This window comes from Flavivirga amylovorans (genome assembly GCF_030540875.1).
GTDB classification, from domain to species: domain Bacteria; phylum Bacteroidota; class Bacteroidia; order Flavobacteriales; family Flavobacteriaceae; genus Flavivirga; species Flavivirga amylovorans.
This window is the reverse complement of the sequence record NZ_JAUOEM010000005.1, coordinates 230,266-245,903: the sequence shown is the minus strand read 5'-3', so window position 1 is coordinate 245,903 and position 15,638 is coordinate 230,266. Positions and strand designations below refer to the sequence as shown.

General features: G+C 32.1%; 14 protein-coding genes and 1 other RNA gene. 6 read left to right on the top strand and 9 right to left on the bottom strand.

Features of this window, described 5'->3' with window-relative positions; all coding sequences use genetic code 11:
* Positions 1–170 precede the first annotated feature (170 nt).
* Positions 171–986 carry a M48 family metallopeptidase gene (locus Q4Q39_RS15310; RefSeq protein ID WP_303283577.1) on the bottom strand — a complete coding sequence of 272 codons (816 nt, stop codon included), beginning with the start codon at positions 984–986 and terminating at the stop codon, positions 171–173.
* Positions 987–1,139: 153 nt separating this feature from the next.
* On the opposite strand from Q4Q39_RS15310, the gene msrB reads away from it, so the two are divergent.
* Together msrB and Q4Q39_RS15300 are read left to right on the top strand one after the other, a co-directional pair.
* Positions 1,140–1,613, top strand: coding sequence for a peptide-methionine (R)-S-oxide reductase MsrB (gene msrB, locus Q4Q39_RS15305; protein WP_303283429.1), 474 nt, complete (start codon positions 1,140–1,142; stop codon positions 1,611–1,613).
* A gap of 44 nt (positions 1,614–1,657) precedes the next feature.
* Positions 1,658–2,212, top strand: a complete 555-nt coding sequence (locus Q4Q39_RS15300; RefSeq protein ID WP_303283428.1) for a DUF1572 family protein — start codon at positions 1,658–1,660, stop codon at positions 2,210–2,212.
* Between the two features lie 155 nt (positions 2,213–2,367).
* Here Q4Q39_RS15300 and Q4Q39_RS15295 read toward each other — a convergent pair whose 3' ends face one another.
* Positions 2,368–3,648, bottom strand: coding sequence for an NAD(P)/FAD-dependent oxidoreductase (locus tag Q4Q39_RS15295; RefSeq protein WP_303283427.1), 1,281 nt, complete (start codon positions 3,646–3,648; stop codon positions 2,368–2,370).
* Between the two features lie 189 nt (positions 3,649–3,837).
* Between Q4Q39_RS15295 and lpdA the strand changes: the two genes are divergently transcribed.
* Positions 3,838–5,214: a dihydrolipoyl dehydrogenase gene (gene lpdA, locus Q4Q39_RS15290; protein WP_303283426.1), complete on the top strand. Its 1,377-nt coding sequence runs from the start codon at positions 3,838–3,840 to the stop codon at positions 5,212–5,214.
* Between the two features lie 145 nt (positions 5,215–5,359).
* Here the strand turns inward: lpdA and aroQ are convergent, their stop codons facing one another.
* Complete coding sequence (gene aroQ, locus Q4Q39_RS15285; protein ID WP_303283425.1) at positions 5,360–5,779, bottom strand: type II 3-dehydroquinate dehydratase; 420 nt, start codon at positions 5,777–5,779, stop codon at positions 5,360–5,362.
* A gap of 61 nt (positions 5,780–5,840) precedes the next feature.
* On the bottom strand, positions 5,841–6,371 hold the full coding sequence (locus Q4Q39_RS15280; RefSeq protein ID WP_303283424.1) for a porin family protein: 531 nt from the start codon (positions 6,369–6,371) through the stop codon (positions 5,841–5,843).
* 224 nt (positions 6,372–6,595) lie between these two features.
* On the opposite strand from Q4Q39_RS15280, the gene xerD reads away from it, so the two are divergent.
* Positions 6,596–7,492, top strand: coding sequence for a site-specific tyrosine recombinase XerD (gene xerD / locus Q4Q39_RS15275; RefSeq protein WP_303283423.1), 897 nt, complete (start codon positions 6,596–6,598; stop codon positions 7,490–7,492).
* 104 nt (positions 7,493–7,596) lie between these two features.
* Here xerD and rny read toward each other — a convergent pair whose 3' ends face one another.
* The 4 genes from rny to Q4Q39_RS15255 form a co-directional block, all read right to left on the bottom strand.
* Entirely contained in the window at positions 7,597–9,171 is a 1,575-nt protein-coding gene (rny, locus tag Q4Q39_RS15270) for a ribonuclease Y (RefSeq protein ID WP_303283422.1), read from the bottom strand.
* A gap of 56 nt (positions 9,172–9,227) precedes the next feature.
* Positions 9,228–9,357: non-coding RNA, 6S RNA (gene ssrS, locus Q4Q39_RS15265), on the bottom strand.
* Positions 9,358–9,413: 56 nt separating this feature from the next.
* A complete protein-coding gene (locus Q4Q39_RS15260) occupies positions 9,414–9,707 on the bottom strand; it encodes a cell division protein ZapA (protein WP_303283421.1) in 294 nt (97 codons plus the stop codon).
* A 15-nt stretch (positions 9,708–9,722) separates the two neighbouring features.
* Positions 9,723–10,013, bottom strand: a complete 291-nt coding sequence (locus Q4Q39_RS15255; RefSeq protein ID WP_303283420.1) for a coiled-coil domain-containing protein — start codon at positions 10,011–10,013, stop codon at positions 9,723–9,725.
* 189 nt (positions 10,014–10,202) lie between these two features.
* Between Q4Q39_RS15255 and Q4Q39_RS15250 the strand changes: the two genes are divergently transcribed.
* Positions 10,203–11,888, top strand: coding sequence for a M23 family metallopeptidase (locus Q4Q39_RS15250; protein WP_303283419.1), 1,686 nt, complete (start codon positions 10,203–10,205; stop codon positions 11,886–11,888).
* Between the two features lie 12 nt (positions 11,889–11,900).
* A complete protein-coding gene (locus Q4Q39_RS15245; RefSeq protein WP_303283418.1) occupies positions 11,901–14,363 on the top strand; it encodes a TonB-dependent receptor in 2,463 nt (820 codons plus the stop codon).
* Positions 14,364–14,367: 4 nt separating this feature from the next.
* Here the strand turns inward: Q4Q39_RS15245 and Q4Q39_RS15240 are convergent, their stop codons facing one another.
* A complete protein-coding gene (locus tag Q4Q39_RS15240) occupies positions 14,368–15,510 on the bottom strand; it encodes a cysteine desulfurase family protein (protein ID WP_303283417.1) in 1,143 nt (380 codons plus the stop codon).
* Between the last annotated feature and the right edge of the window lie 128 nt (positions 15,511–15,638).

Sequence of the window (15,638 nt, the reverse complement as noted above, 5' to 3'; positions counted from 1 at the left end):
GATTATAAAACAAGACATTATTCATGTCCTGTTTTAATAAAAAAGCTGCTCTTTTTATGAGCAGCCCACTAAAATAATTAAATATTTTTATTTCTACGTTAAGAAATTGGCAATTAAAAGTAGTAAAAATCGACTAAAATGATTACTAGATATTTACAAAATCGAATTTATCATCTAAACGAAGTAACACCAAACTTTTTAGCCTCCGCTTTAGCAGTTGAAGCCAATGCTTTTAGGTTTGCAATACGAGAATCGTTTGATGGGTGTGTACTCAAAATTTCTGGGGGTGCTTTACCACCACTATTCGCTTTCATACGTTTCCATAATTCGGATGCTTCATCTGGGTTGTAACCTGCAATCGCCATTAAATATAAACCTATTTTATCTGCTTCAGTCTCATGGCTTCTACTAAAAGGTAGCATCACTCCTACTTGAGATCCAATACCATAATATTGATTAAATGCATTCCTGGATTTTTCATCTTTAATAGCAACATTCCCAGCTACTGCTAAACCTTGTTGCACATAAGCAGCACTCATACGTTGCTGTCCATGATTCGCTAAGGCATGTGCTACCTCATGTCCCATAATAGCTGCCACACCAGTTTCTCCATTTGCAATTGGTAAAATACCAGTATAAAAGACTATTTTTCCTCCTGGCATACACCAAGCATTAACTGTTTCATCATTTACTAAATTATATTCCCATTTATAATCATTCAAATACCCATGATGTCCATTAGCATTTAACCAACGTTCTGCTGCCACAGCAATACGCTGTCCTACTCTAGTTATCATCTTTGCATCTTTAGTCCCCGTAACAACTTTGTTTTCTGTTAAAAACTGATTATATTGAGCAAAAGCTGTTGGAAACAATTGAGAGTTAGGCACCAAAGCCATCGTCTTTTTACCTGTAAATGGATTTGTAGCACATGATAATATGAACACAATCATACAAAATACTAAAAGTGCTTTTTTTAATTTCATCATATAAGGTTTATAATTTTTCATAAAAGTACAAAATTTGTATAATTATTAGACACAGTAAATCTTTATTCGTCACATAAAAAACTAAAAATAGTTAAATACTAGTGTCATGTCTCTTTAATAAATACGACAGACTAAAAAAACTCAATCCATATGAAAAAACTAATCCTATTCTGTTTTACAATGACACTATTTAATTGTAATAGTAATGCTCAAAAAACGGAACAAAAGACTTATAAAGTTTCCAAAACTGATGCTGAATGGAAAACCCAGTTGTCCAGTATAGCATATCATGTACTAAGAGAAGCTGGAACTGAGCACCCATTTACAAGTCCATTAAATAAAAATTACAAAAAAGGTATTTATGTTTGTGCAGCATGCGATACACCATTGTTTAAAAGTGAACATAAATTTGATTCTGGTACAGGTTGGCCTAGTTTTGACAGAGAAATTAAGGGCAATGTTGCTTTTGGATCTGATAATAAATTAGGATACTCTCGAGATGAAGAACATTGTGCTACATGTGGTGGACATTTAGGGCATGTTTTTAATGATGGCCCTAGAGATACAACAGGAAAACGCCACTGTATTAATGGAGTCGCTTTAAAATTCATCCCTAAAAAGTAATTTTCAAATTTGGACTTTAGGTATTGTTAGCCTATTTTTAAAGTATGCAAACATCTTATCTATCTAGCATTATAAAACAATTTGAATATTATAAAAGCTTAGGAGACAAAACCTTTAAACAACTTAGCTTCGAAGAACTTCAAAAAGAATTCGCAGAAGATTCTAATTCAATAACCATTATTGTAAAACATATAGTGGGTAATATGTTAAGTAGATGGACAAATTTTTTAACCGAAGACGGGGAAAAAGAATGGAGACATCGTGATTTAGAATTTGAAGATACTTATACGTCAAAAGACGATCTTATAACAGAATGGAATAAGGCTTGGAATTGTTTATTTGATGCTATTACACCATTATCTGAAAACGATTTAGAACGTATTATTTATATTAGGAACCAAGGTCATACGGTTACAGAAGCTATTCATAGGCAATTAGCCCATTACTCTTATCATATAGGACAAATTGTTTTTCTTGGAAAACTATTAAAAGGTAAACATTGGCAATCCTTATCGATACCCAAAGGCAACTCTTCTAAATATAATGCAGAAAAATTTAGCAAAGAAAAAGAGAGACGTCATTTTACAGATGATTTATAGTTGGATATTTAAGACTTAAGATCGCTTCGTTTTTAGAACCAAGAACAAAGACTCATCTTCAATTAAATTGAAACATTTTTACTTGGAAACTTTGCGGCTTAGTGACTTTGAGAGATTAAAACCAATTTCCACTGTAACTCGCCCAAACAGCATTATTATTTCAACTTCTTCTTAAAAGGTCTAATAATTAAACGAGCTTCCCTATCAAAACGCACATAATTATACACCCAATTTATAAAAACAACCATCCTGTTTCTAAAACCTATTAGAAAAAAAAGATGCACAAACATCCAAACATACCAAGCAAAAACGCCCTGAAACTTAAATCGTTTTAAATCAACCACCGCTTTATTTCTCCCGATAGTAGCCATACTGCCTTTATCCTTGTAAACAAAAGGTTTCATGGGCTTTTCTTCTATCAATCGAAGTATATTATCCCCTAGTTGATCACCTTGTTGAATAGCGGGCTGCGCCATCATTGGAAACCCATTGGGGTGTTCTCCATCTACCATACAAGCTACATCCCCAATAGCAAAAATATGATCAAACCCTTTTATTTGGCTAAACTCATTTACTAAAAGCCTATGTCCTTTGGTTATGAATTTTTCGGCATCTAATCCTTTTATATTTGCTCCTTTAACGCCTGCCGCCCAAACTAAAGTAGCCGTTTCAAACGTTAAATCACTATTCGTAGTTACTGTACGTCCATCATAATTAGTCACCCTAACATTTTTCCATACATTAACGCCCAATTTCTCTAAAAAATCTTCTGCTTTCTGTGAAGCATTCGCACTCATGCCTTTTAAAATACAATTACCCGATTGCACCACATGAATCTGTGCCAATCGCGTATCCAAATCTGGATAATCTTTTGGTAAAATTCCTTTTTTAATTTCAGCCAAAGCTCCAGCCAGCTCAACACCTGTAGGACCTCCTCCAACAATCACAAAATTCATGAGGGCATTCCGCTCATTCAAATCTGAAGTTAGTAAGGCATCTTCAAAATTCTCCAAAATCAAACTCCTCAGATTAAGCGATTGCGGTATGGTCTTCATGGCCATACTATACTTTTCTATCGCTGCATTTCCAAAATAATTGGTTGTTGAACCAGAAGCTACTACTAAATAATCAAATTTAAGCATCCCTATATTAGTAATAACCTTATTCTTTTCAATATCGATTTCTTCAACATCTGCTAATCTAAAATGAAAATTAGGAAAGTTTTTTAATATTTTCCTAATGGGGTACGCTATAGAATCTGGTTCTAACCCTCCTGTAGATACTTGATATAATAAGGGCTGAAATGTATGATAATTATTCTTATCCAATAAAACTACTTGAAGATCCTGCTTAGATAATTTTTTTGCCAAAGCAACGCCTGCAAAACCACCTCCAATAATAATAATTCGAGGGAAACTTGTTTTTGGTATATTCATAAGCAGGCTTTTGTCTTTTTATAGGTTTTATGTAATTCGTAAAAATCTAGATTATTATTAAACATGGTTAAAGCTTATTTCATCTATAAATGCTTGCAATACAAAGGTAATATAAAGATGTAAATTTAAGGCTTTCTAAATTCTTTATTCAAATTCGATTTTGTAGATTTGTAGCTTAAAAAATCACACATGAATAAATACGATATTATTGTTCTTGGTAGCGGACCAGGAGGGTATGTTACAGCTATTAGAGCATCACAATTAGGCTTTAAAACTGCTATTGTTGAAAAAGAAAATCTTGGTGGTGTCTGCTTAAATTGGGGGTGTATTCCAACAAAAGCATTATTAAAATCTGCTCAAGTATTTGAATATCTTAAGCATGCAGGGGATTACGGGCTTACCGTTAAAGATTTCGATAAAGACTTTGATGCAGTCGTTAAACGTAGTCGTGGTGTTGCTGATGGCATGAGTAAAGGTGTTCAGTTTTTAATGAAGAAGAATAAAATTGACGTTATTGATGGTTTTGGAAAACTTAAACCTGGTAAAAAGGTTGATGTTGACGGAACTGAATATAGTGCTGATAATATAATTATTGCAACTGGTGCTAGATCTCGTGAATTGCCTAGTTTACCTCAAGATGGTGAAAAAGTAATTGGTTATAGAGAAGCTATGAGTTTACCAAAACAACCAAAGAAAATGATTGTTGTTGGTTCTGGTGCTATTGGCGTTGAGTTTGCATATTTTTATAATTCTATGGGAACTGAGGTAACTATTGTAGAATATTTACCAAATATAGTACCTGTTGAAGATGAAGATGTTTCTAAACAATTAGGGCGTTCATTTAAGAAAAGTGGTATAAAAATCATGACTTCTGCCGAAGTTACTTCTGTTGATACTTCTGGAAAGGGCGTAAAAGCAACCGTAAAAACGAAAAAGGGTGAAGAAGTTCTTGAAGCTGATATTATTTTATCTGCTGTAGGTATAAAAACAAATATTGAAAATATAGGACTGGAAGATGTTGGTATCGTAGTAGATAGAGACAAGATAATAGTGAATGATTTTTACCAAACAAATATTCCAGGTTATTATGCTATTGGAGATGTGACTCCAGGTCAAGCTTTAGCACATGTCGCTTCTGCTGAAGGGATACTATGTGTTGAAAAATTAGCAGGACAGCATGTTGAAGCTTTAGATTACGGAAACATTCCTGGCTGTACGTATTGTTCTCCAGAAATTGCTAGTGTAGGTCTAACTGAAAAACAAGCCAAAGATAAGGGCTTAGATATTAAAGTTGGTAAGTTTCCTTTCTCTGCTTCTGGTAAAGCGAAAGCTGGTGGTGCTGCAGATGGTTTTGTAAAAGTAATTTTTGATGCTAAATATGGAGAATGGCTAGGTTGTCATATGATTGGTGCTGGTGTTACCGATATGATAGCAGAAGCTGTATTAGGTAGAAAATTAGAAACTACTGGTCATGAAGTACTAAAAGCAGTGCATCCTCACCCAACTATGAGTGAAGCTGTTATGGAAGCAGTAGCTGATGCTTATGATGAAGTTATTCATCTTTAGTTTTTAGACAAAACAAGATATTAAAGAATATAGATATTAGACTAAAAAAGTTCCAGAGATTTCTGGAACTTTTTTTATTTATGTTGTTGTCTTACTTCTATAAAAGAACGAAGTGAACGGTCTATAATCTAAAATCACAACAAGTCTAATTTATAAAGCTTTGAATCGCTAATTCATAACTCTGCAATCCAAAGCCAAGAATAACACCTCTCGCATTTGGCGAAATATAAGATTGGTGACGAAACTCTTCTCTATTAAAAGTATTTGAAATATGAACCTCTATTACTGGTGTTTCAATAGCTTTAACCGCGTCACCAAGACCTACAGACGTATGTGTATAAGCAGCAGCATTCAATATAATGCCATCGTGATTAAAACCAACTTCATGTAGTTTATCAATGAGTTCTCCTTCAATATTAGATTGAAAATAATCAATTTCTACATGAGCATATTTTTGTTTTATCTCTTCTAAAAACTCAGTAAAAGATAAACTTCCATAAATATTAGGTTCTCTTTTTCCTAGTAAATTTAGATTTGGCCCGTTAATAATTGTCAATTTCTTCATGAAGTAAAAATATTAAAAAAACAGGCATATTTTATTCTTTTAAACAACTTATCGTTTAATTTTACTTAAATCTATATCCTAAACCAACAAAAAGACCACTTAACTTTCTAGTAATTCCGTCAGGCGCATCTTCAATCAAATTAGCTAGACCAAAATTATATCTGGCTTCTACAAATAGACCATCTATAAATCTACTAATAAAAATATTATAAGCAGCACCTATTTCAATTCCATAATTAAAGGAGTTAAATCCATCATTAACATCAAGTAAAAGTCCAAAACTTGGTCCAGCAAGCACATCGAACTCTTCAGACACTTCATATTTGACCATAAGAGGCAAGCTTATTTGGTTTAAATCTTCTACGGCAATATAAAGTAGTTCTGGTTTAAAAGTGAAAGCATCAAAAACTCTTATTTCAGCAAAACCACCTACATAAAATCCAGTGTCATTATTTGTGATATTAAATACTTGGTTTTTCACTTTTACTGATGAGAAACCTACACCTGCTTTAGCTCCATACTTAATTTCTTGAGCATTTGTGTTTAGTAATCCAAATACTGAAATAACAATACATAATAATCTCTTTTTCATAATAGATTTTGGTTTAGTTCACTTTAAATACGAATAAAACGATCTTAAAGTTTTTTAGCTAATAAAAAAAATCAGCTATTTATATTTATCTTAATAACATTTTTACAATAAAAATGTTTTTCTTTAATAATAAAAAGGAATCAAGAAAAATATCGTATTTAGGCGAACAAATGGGTTTTTAATCGGTTTTTTTACAAAAGGAAATATCATTATTTTTACAAAATATGAAATGGGAGCACGCACTTAAAGATTATAAATTATATCTAAAGATTGAGCGAGGCCTATCTCAAAACTCCATCGAAAACTACGCTCGCGATGTCGAAAAATTAATTAATTATATAGAGAATCATACTATAAATGAATCACCGATAACGATAACAAAAGAAATCGTTCAAGGCTTTATATATGAAGTAGCCAAAGATCTAAATGCACGTTCACAATCGCGTTTAATTTCTGGTTTGCGTAGCTTTTTTAGTTATTTAATATTTGAAGATTATAGAACTACAAACCCTCTAGAACTTATTGAATCTCCAAAAATTGGCAGAAAATTACCTGATACACTAAGTGAGGACGAAATCGATACTATTATAAACGCTATAGATTTAAGTAAACCTGAAGGAGAACGTAATCGTGCCATGTTAGAAACACTTTATGGTTGCGGGTTACGAGTTAGCGAACTCATTAATCTTAAGATCTCTGATCTGTTTTTTGATGAAGGTTTTATAAAGGTTACTGGTAAAGGTGACAAACAACGCTTTGTACCCATTATAGATGTCACTCAAAAATATATTAATATTTATAGAAAAGAAATTCGGAATCATTTAAATATACAAGCAGGTTTTGAAGATACACTCTTCTTAAACAGGAGAGGTAAACAACTTACCAGGGCTATGGTTTTTACTATTATTAAACAATTAGCCGAAAAAATTGGACTAAAAAAAAGTATTTCTCCTCATACTTTTAGACATTCGTTTGCTACTCATTTATTACAAAATGATGCAGATCTTAGATCTATACAATTAATGCTTGGCCATGAAAGTATTACCACAACTGAAATTTATGTGCACTTAGATAAAAGTCACTTAACTAAAGTAGTTGAAAAATATCATCCAAGGAAATAAGGTGTTTGGTATTAGCAAAATTAAAAAATCCAGCTTACGCTGGATTTTAAATTATTATAATATTATATTTTGATTTATGAGATTCCTGCTTTCGCAGGAATTCACTACTTAGCGATATTAACAGCTCTTGTTTCTCTAATTACAGTTACTTTAACTTGGCCAGGATAGGTCATATCAGTTTGTACTTTTTGAGATATACTGAATGATAAATCTGCTGCTTTTTGATCATCTACCTTTTCACTTTCAACAATAACTCTAAGCTCTCTACCTGCTTGAATAGCGTAAGCCTTCTTAACACCAGTAAAACCAAAAGCAATGTCTTCTAAATCTTTTAAACGTTGAATATAACTATCAAGAACTTGACGACGTGCTCCTGGACGTGCTCCAGAAATCGCATCACAAACTTGTATAATTGGCGCTAATAATGATTTCATTTCGATTTCATCGTGGTGAGCACCAATAGCATTACAAACATCTGCTTTTTCTCCAAATTTCTCAGCCCATTGCATCCCAAGAATAGCGTGTGGTGTTTCCATATCAGCTTCCGCATCCGGCACTTTTCCTATATCATGTAATAATCCGGCTCGTTTTGCTAATTTAGGATTAAGACCTAATTCAGCCGCCATAACGCCACAAAGTTTAGCAACTTCACGCGAGTGCTGTAATAAGTTTTGTCCATAAGAAGAACGATACTTCATACGTCCTACCATTTTAATAAGCTCAGGATTTAAATTATGTATTCCAAGATCAATAACAGTACGCTTACCTACTTCAATGATTTCTTGTTCAATTTGTTTTTGAGTTTTCTTTACAATCTCTTCAATACGTGCTGGGTGTATTCTTCCATCAGTAACTAATTTATGTAATGACAAACGCGCAATTTCTCTTCTTACTGAATCAAAACAAGATAATATAATAGCCTCTGGGGTATCATCAACTATAATCTCAACTCCCGTTGCTGCTTCAATAGCTCGAATATTTCTACCTTCTCTACCAATAATACGCCCTTTAACATCATCCGACTCTATGTTGAATACAGACACACAGTTATCTACGGCTTCTTCTGTTCCTATACGTTGTATTGTATTTATAATAACTTTTTTAGCTTCTTGTTCTGCAGTTAACTTAGCTTCTTCTAAAGAACTTTGAATATAAGCCATGGCATCATTTTTAGCTTCACCTTTTAAAGATTCTACTAATTGTTCTTTAGCTTCTTCTGCAGAGAGGCTTGAAATAACTTCTAATTGCTGTACTTGATTTTTATGAAGTTTATCAAGTTCTTCTTGTTTTTTCTCAAGAACGTCAAGTCTGTGATTATAATCTTTTGTTTTTCTTTCTAAGTTTTCATTAAGTTTTTTTCCTTTTGAAAGCTCATTAGATATTTGTGACTCTTTATCACGTGTGCGCTTTTCTGCTTCAGCCATTTTCTTATCTCTAGATAAAATGACTTTTTCGTGTTCAGATTTAAGTTCTATAAATTTTTCTTTGGCTTGAAGAATTTTATCTTTTTTAAGCCTTTCTCCTTCACTTCTAGCTTCTTTGAGTAGTAAATCAGCATTTTTCTTTGCTTCTTTTATAAGTTTAGAAGCATTATTCTTTTCCACCCTCTTTGTTATTATAAAACCTATTATGAGTCCTAGAATAACGCCACCTACTGCATATATAATTGAGTTGTCCATCGTATTTAGTTAGTTTGTATATATAAAAAAGCCTACACCAGTATAAAGTTTTGTATAAACTCCTTAAAAACAAGTTTAGGGCTAACAAGCTGATCAAGGGTCTGCTCGAGTTACTAAAATAAATTTAGTACTAGCAGCATGCTTTTACAACTTAAACTCACCCTTTTTAAAGAATTAACGTTGAGTTTATCAAAAAAAATAACCAATGTAGGCAGTAACTTTTTAGTTTATTTAAAAGAACGTTAAGAGACCAAATAAGAATGTAATAAATCATTAAGCGCATTTAGCTTTCCCTCTACATGCTCATTTACATTATCTTTATTAATTGAATCCTGTTCTACTTGAGATGCAAATTGTAAAGCACACATGGCTAATACATCTTGTTTATCTCTAACAGAATAACTTTGCTCAAATTGTTTTATCATCGCTTCAATGTTCTTAGCTGCTTTACGCAATCCCTCTTCTTGATTTGATTCAATAGTTAAAGGATATACTCTGTTTGCTATAGATAGCTTTATTTTAAGCTTTTCTGACATTGAATTTATGTTGCATTAATCTGAGAGTTGAGCAATACAATGATCAATATCTCTTATTAATGCGTTTATTTTAAGCTTAGTTTCTCTTTTATTATCGTCACTACCAAGCATTGTATTTGCCATTTTTAAAGCCTCGTATTTTTCTTCCCAACTTGCAATATGCAACTTTTGGTTCTGAATTTCTTTTTTCGAAACTTCTAATTCTTCGTTTAATTTGGAATTAGCAAGTTTTAAAAGCTCTAATTTGTGTAATACTTTACTAATTTTGTTTTCTAAAGAATCTACAATATCTTCAATATTACCCATTTACAAATTTCAATACTTATAACACAAAGTTAACATACCTGTCTATAAATTACAATTGTTTTTTCATAAAATTTCAAAATCCATGAATATCCCTCATAATCAGAACTATGGTTATAACTTATGGTGCGATTATTGTTTTATTCTTTGCATATCCATTTCAAATTAATATTTTAGCCATAATACTTTTATATGCGATTCATACTGTTTCTTTTATTTATATCCTCATTTTTTTTAAATGCACAAAACAAGTATCCTCAAGACTATTTTGATAGTCCTTTGGAAATTCCGTTAATACTGTCGGGGACATTTGCAGAATTACGCTCTAACCATTTCCATTCGGGTTTAGATATAAAAACACAGCAACGCACAGGATTAAAAGTAAAAGCATCTGCTAATGGATTTGTAAGTCGAATAAAAGTTTCTCATTATGGCTATGGAAAAGCGTTGTACATAACCCACCCAAATGGCTACACAACAGTATATGCACATTTACAAAAATTTGCTCCAGAGATTGAAGCATATATTAAAAAGCATCAATATGAAAAAGAGTCGTATGTGGTTGAATTATTTCCTAGTGCAGAAGTTTTACCAATAACTAAGAACAGTATTATAGGTTATAGTGGGAATTCGGGAGGTTCCGGTGGCCCTCATTTGCATTATGAAATTAGGGATAAAAAAGAACGTCCTATAAATCCAATGCTTTTTGGTATGGATATAAAGGACTCAACAAACCCTATAATAAAATCAATCTACGCCTACCCTTTAGATGAAAATTCGTCTGTAAACAAATCCAATACCAAACAAAAACTGCGCTTAATTCCTCTAAAAAACGGGGATTATACTATAAAAAGTATTGAAGCCTATGGAAACATTGGTTTTGGTATTGAAACTATAGATCGACAGGATTTAGCAGCTAATTCTAACGGTGTTTATAACATTCAAACTTTTTTAAATGGTAGAAGAAATTTTGAATTAGATTTTAGAAGGTTTTCTTTTAGTGAAACGAAACACATCAATCAGCTTATCGATTATGAACATTACGCTACAAAAAAAAAGCGTATTCAAAAGCTATTCAAAAAAGACAACCTGTTGAGTTTATATAAATCTATTATAAACGACGGTTGCGTAACTATAGAAGATAGTACATATTCAGTTTATAAAATTAGAGTCGCCGATTTTAAAAGCAACGAATCATGGGTTACTATACATATTAAAGGTTCTAAAGACAGTATTTCCACGCCACAAAAAAAGGAAACGACTCCATATTACATAAAAGCTAATAAAGCTACCAATTTAAAAGAAGGACACGTTTCTGTTGATTTTTACAAGGATACATTTTATGATGATTTTTATATAGACTTTCAAGTAAAAAACGACACACTTACTTTACACAAAAACGTGATTGCTGCTAAGAAAAATTTCAATATAACATACGATGTAAGTTCATACAATCGTGAAGATAAATCAAAACTATATATAGCTCGTTTATTGGGACGAAAAAAACAACCTTATTATACATCAACAAAAAGAAAAGGGGACCTTTTAATAGCAACAACAAAAACACTAGGTACTTTTACCTTAGCCACAGATACTATAAAACCTAAAATTACACCTATTAATTTTAAAGGTGGACAGTGGTTAAGTAAATACCGTTATTTAAAAATTAAAATTGAAGATGAACTTTCTGGAATTTCTAAATATAGGGCTACAGTAAATGGTAAGTGGATTTTAATGGAATACGATTATAAAACAAAAACACTTACACATGATTTTAACGATGGAATCATTACAGATACAAAGAATAATTTAAAGGTAATAATAACCGATAATGTAGGAAATAATTCTACTTTTGAAACGTTATTTTACCGAAAATAAATTTACACGCTTTTGAAAACAAAACAACTATTAATTTCTTTTATATTTTTTTTCATAATTATTATTGGTTATTCACAAACAGCTACAATTAAAGGGATTGTATTAGATGAAAACAACCAACCTATTGAAAAAGTAAATATAAAAACAGGGACTAGTGGAACTGTTACAAACTCAAATGGTTTTTTTATTTTAAAAATTAATGCTAATCAAGATGCTATTGTTGAGTTCACACACCTTTCTCATAAAAAAATCGTAAGTACATTCAATTTAAAAAGTGGTGAAGAATACGAATTCAATCCGGTAATGAGTAGCTCTGTTGAGCAAATAGCGACTGTAGTTGTTACTAACAACAGGCGTAAAGAAGTTGAAGGTATAATTACCTTAAAACCAGAAGCTATAAGAAAAATACCTGGCGCCAATGCTGGGGTAGAAAATTTATTATTAACACTACCAGGTGTAAGTAATAACAATGAATTAAGTACACAATATTCGGTACGAGGTGGTAATTATGATGAAAACCTAGTGTATGTTAATGGCATAGAAGTTTATCGTCCATTTTTAGTACGCTCTGGACAACAAGAAGGCTTAAGTTTTGTAAATACAAATTTAGTACAAAATGTCGATTTTTCTGCTGGTGGGTTTCAAGCTAAATATGGAGATAAACTCTCCTCTGTTCTTGATATAACATACAAAACACCATATCAATTTGAAGTAAATGCTGATTTAAGTTTATTAGGGGGAAGTCTTTCTGTTGAAAATATAAGCAAAGATTCAAAGTTCACTTCTATTACTGGTATCCGTTATCGCGATAATAGTCTACTAGTAAATGCGAAAGAAACCGAAACTAACTTTAGACCTACATTTGCTGATGCCCAAACATTCCTCACCTATAAATTTTCTAATAAATTCCATGTAAGTTTCTTAGGAAACGCCTCAATAAACAAATACGATTACGAACCCCTAACAAGGCAAACTAATTTTGGTACATTAAGTGACCCTATTGCATTGATAGTTTTCTATGAAGGCCAAGAAAAAGATCGTTACCAAACTTATTTTGGGGCTTTAAAAGGTACTTATTTTGCAAATGACAATCTAACGCTTAAACTCATTACATCTACTTATCATACCACTGAAGAAGAGTATTTCGATATTTTTGCACAATACAGATTAGGAGAAGTTAATACAAATATTGGTGATGAAAATTTAGGAGATGTCGAATTCAGTCAAGGTATTGGTAGCCAGCTAAACCATGGACGAAATGATTTAGATGCTCTAATAACTAATATTGAGCATAAAGGTGATTTTAATATTAATGATAATAGAATAGAATGGTCTGTAAAATACACCAATGAGGATATTCGAGATCGGTTAATTGAATGGGAAGTTATTGATTCTGCAGGCTTCTCAATTAGACCACCAAGAACAACGCCTATAAACGAACAACCATATATACCTTATAATGGTCCTATAGAAGCATTCCAAAATGTAAGAGCTACTAATAATACACAAATAAATAGATTACAGGCTTATGCACAATGGAGCAAACGTTCAAAAATAGGAACAAGCGATGTTTGGTATAATGCAGGAATTAGAGTGCATAATTGGAGCGTTAAAGGAGATGGGATTTCATCATCAAATCAAACAGTATTTAGCCCTAGAGCCCAATTTGCCATAAAACCTTCCTGGAAAAAGGACATGCTTTTTAGAGTTGCTACTGGTTTGTACTATCAGCCGCCTTTTTATAGAGAGCTTCGAGATGCAAATGGTGTTGTACAACCTAATGTAAAAGCGCAACAGTCACTGCACTTAGTATTAGGTAACGACTATAGCTTTAAAATGTGGAATAGACCTTTTAAACTAACTACAGAAGTTTATTATAAAAACTTAACCGATGTAAATCCGTATACTTTAGAAAATGTACGTATTCGCTATAGAGCTAATAATAATGCCAAAGCCTACGCATATGGATTAGATATGAGGTTAAATGGTGAATTTGTTCCAGGAACCGAATCGTGGTTTAGCTTTGGATATTTAAAAACCGAAGAAAATATAAATAATAGAGGTTATATATCCAGACCAACAGATCAACGTTTAAAATTTGCTGCACTATTTCAAGATTATGTACCAAATGTACCAAATATGAAAATGTATTTGAATTTGGTTTATAATACAGGATTACCAGGAGGATCTCCTAGCTATGCAGATCCTTACGAATTTCAAAACAGATTACCAGATTACAAACGTGCCGATCTAGGTCTACAATTCGTACTTGTTGACCAAAAGAAACAATTTAAACGTGGTTGGAAAAAACCTTTTAAAGAACTTTCCTTCGGATTTGAAATTTACAATATGTTTGATGTTCAAAACTCTATTACGAATACTTGGGTAAGAGATGCATTTAGCAAGCGTCAATATGCTATTCCTAATTATTTAACACCACGAGTTTTTAATGTAAGAACGACTATGAAATTTTAAAAAGTTATTCCATAAAGGCTTTTAAAACATCAATAACATAATCTACTTCCTCCTTAGTATTGTATATACTAAATGAAAAACGAATTGAAGGTTTCTGCAAATCGGTATCATTCAAAATTTCGGTCAAAACATGCGAATTTTGAGAACTCCCACTTTGGCAAGCACTCCCTTTAGAACATGCTATTCCTTTTAAATCTAATTGAAATAATAACATAGCTGCCTTTTTAGGAGGTATTGGTAAGCAAATATTAACAAGCGTATAAGTACTTTTATCTAAATTACCAGACTCACCGTTACATGTTACTTCAGGGATTTCTTTGACGATCTTATCAATAAAATAGTCTTTTAATTTCTTAATAAAATCAGTTTCTTTATTCATATTAGCGTAGGCACTTTTTAACGCTACTTCCATACCAATAATATTATGCACACTTTCAGTACCCGCTCTAAGTCCTCGCTCCTGCTCGCCACCTAAAATTAATGGCTGCAAACCTGAATTTTTTCTAACAAAAGCAAACCCAACACCTTTTGGTCCGTGAAATTTATGCGCACTCGCTGCTAAAAAATCAATTTGTAACGCTTGTAAATCCATTTCATAATGCCCTATAGATTGCACAGCATCACTATGAAATAATGCATTATTAGCTTTACATAAATTAGTAACATGCTCAATATCTAAAATATTACCTATTTCGTTATTTATGAGCATTAAACTTACAAGTGTCTTTTTTTCTGTCTGCAATAATGTTTCCAAGTGCTTATAATCAATGTCTCCATTAGCTTCAACATCAACATAACTAACAGTTATATTGTACTCTTTTTCAATCTGATCAATAGTATGCAAAACGGCATGATGTTCAATTTTTGAAGTAACAATATGTTTAACACCTAAATCTTTAACAGCACTTTGCAAAACGAAGTTATCAGCTTCTGTACCTCCAGAAGTAAATACAATTTCCCCTGCAGACACATTTAAATATTGAGCAATCGTTTTTCTAGACTGTTCTATTAATGATTTTGAAGATCTTCCAAAACTATGCGACGATGAAGCATTTCCGTAATTTTTCCTCATAACTTCTGTCATAGACGCTATAACCTCGTCTCTCATTGGAGTCGTCGCAGCATTATCAAAATATACATTATTCATAGGAAAGACATTTTATTAATCCGATACATAGTTTAATAAGTAAATAAGCTTTTTAAAGTTCAAAAATACTTGAAATAAAATTATTCTCAATATCCTACGTTATAAATAACAATTCTATTATTTTTGTC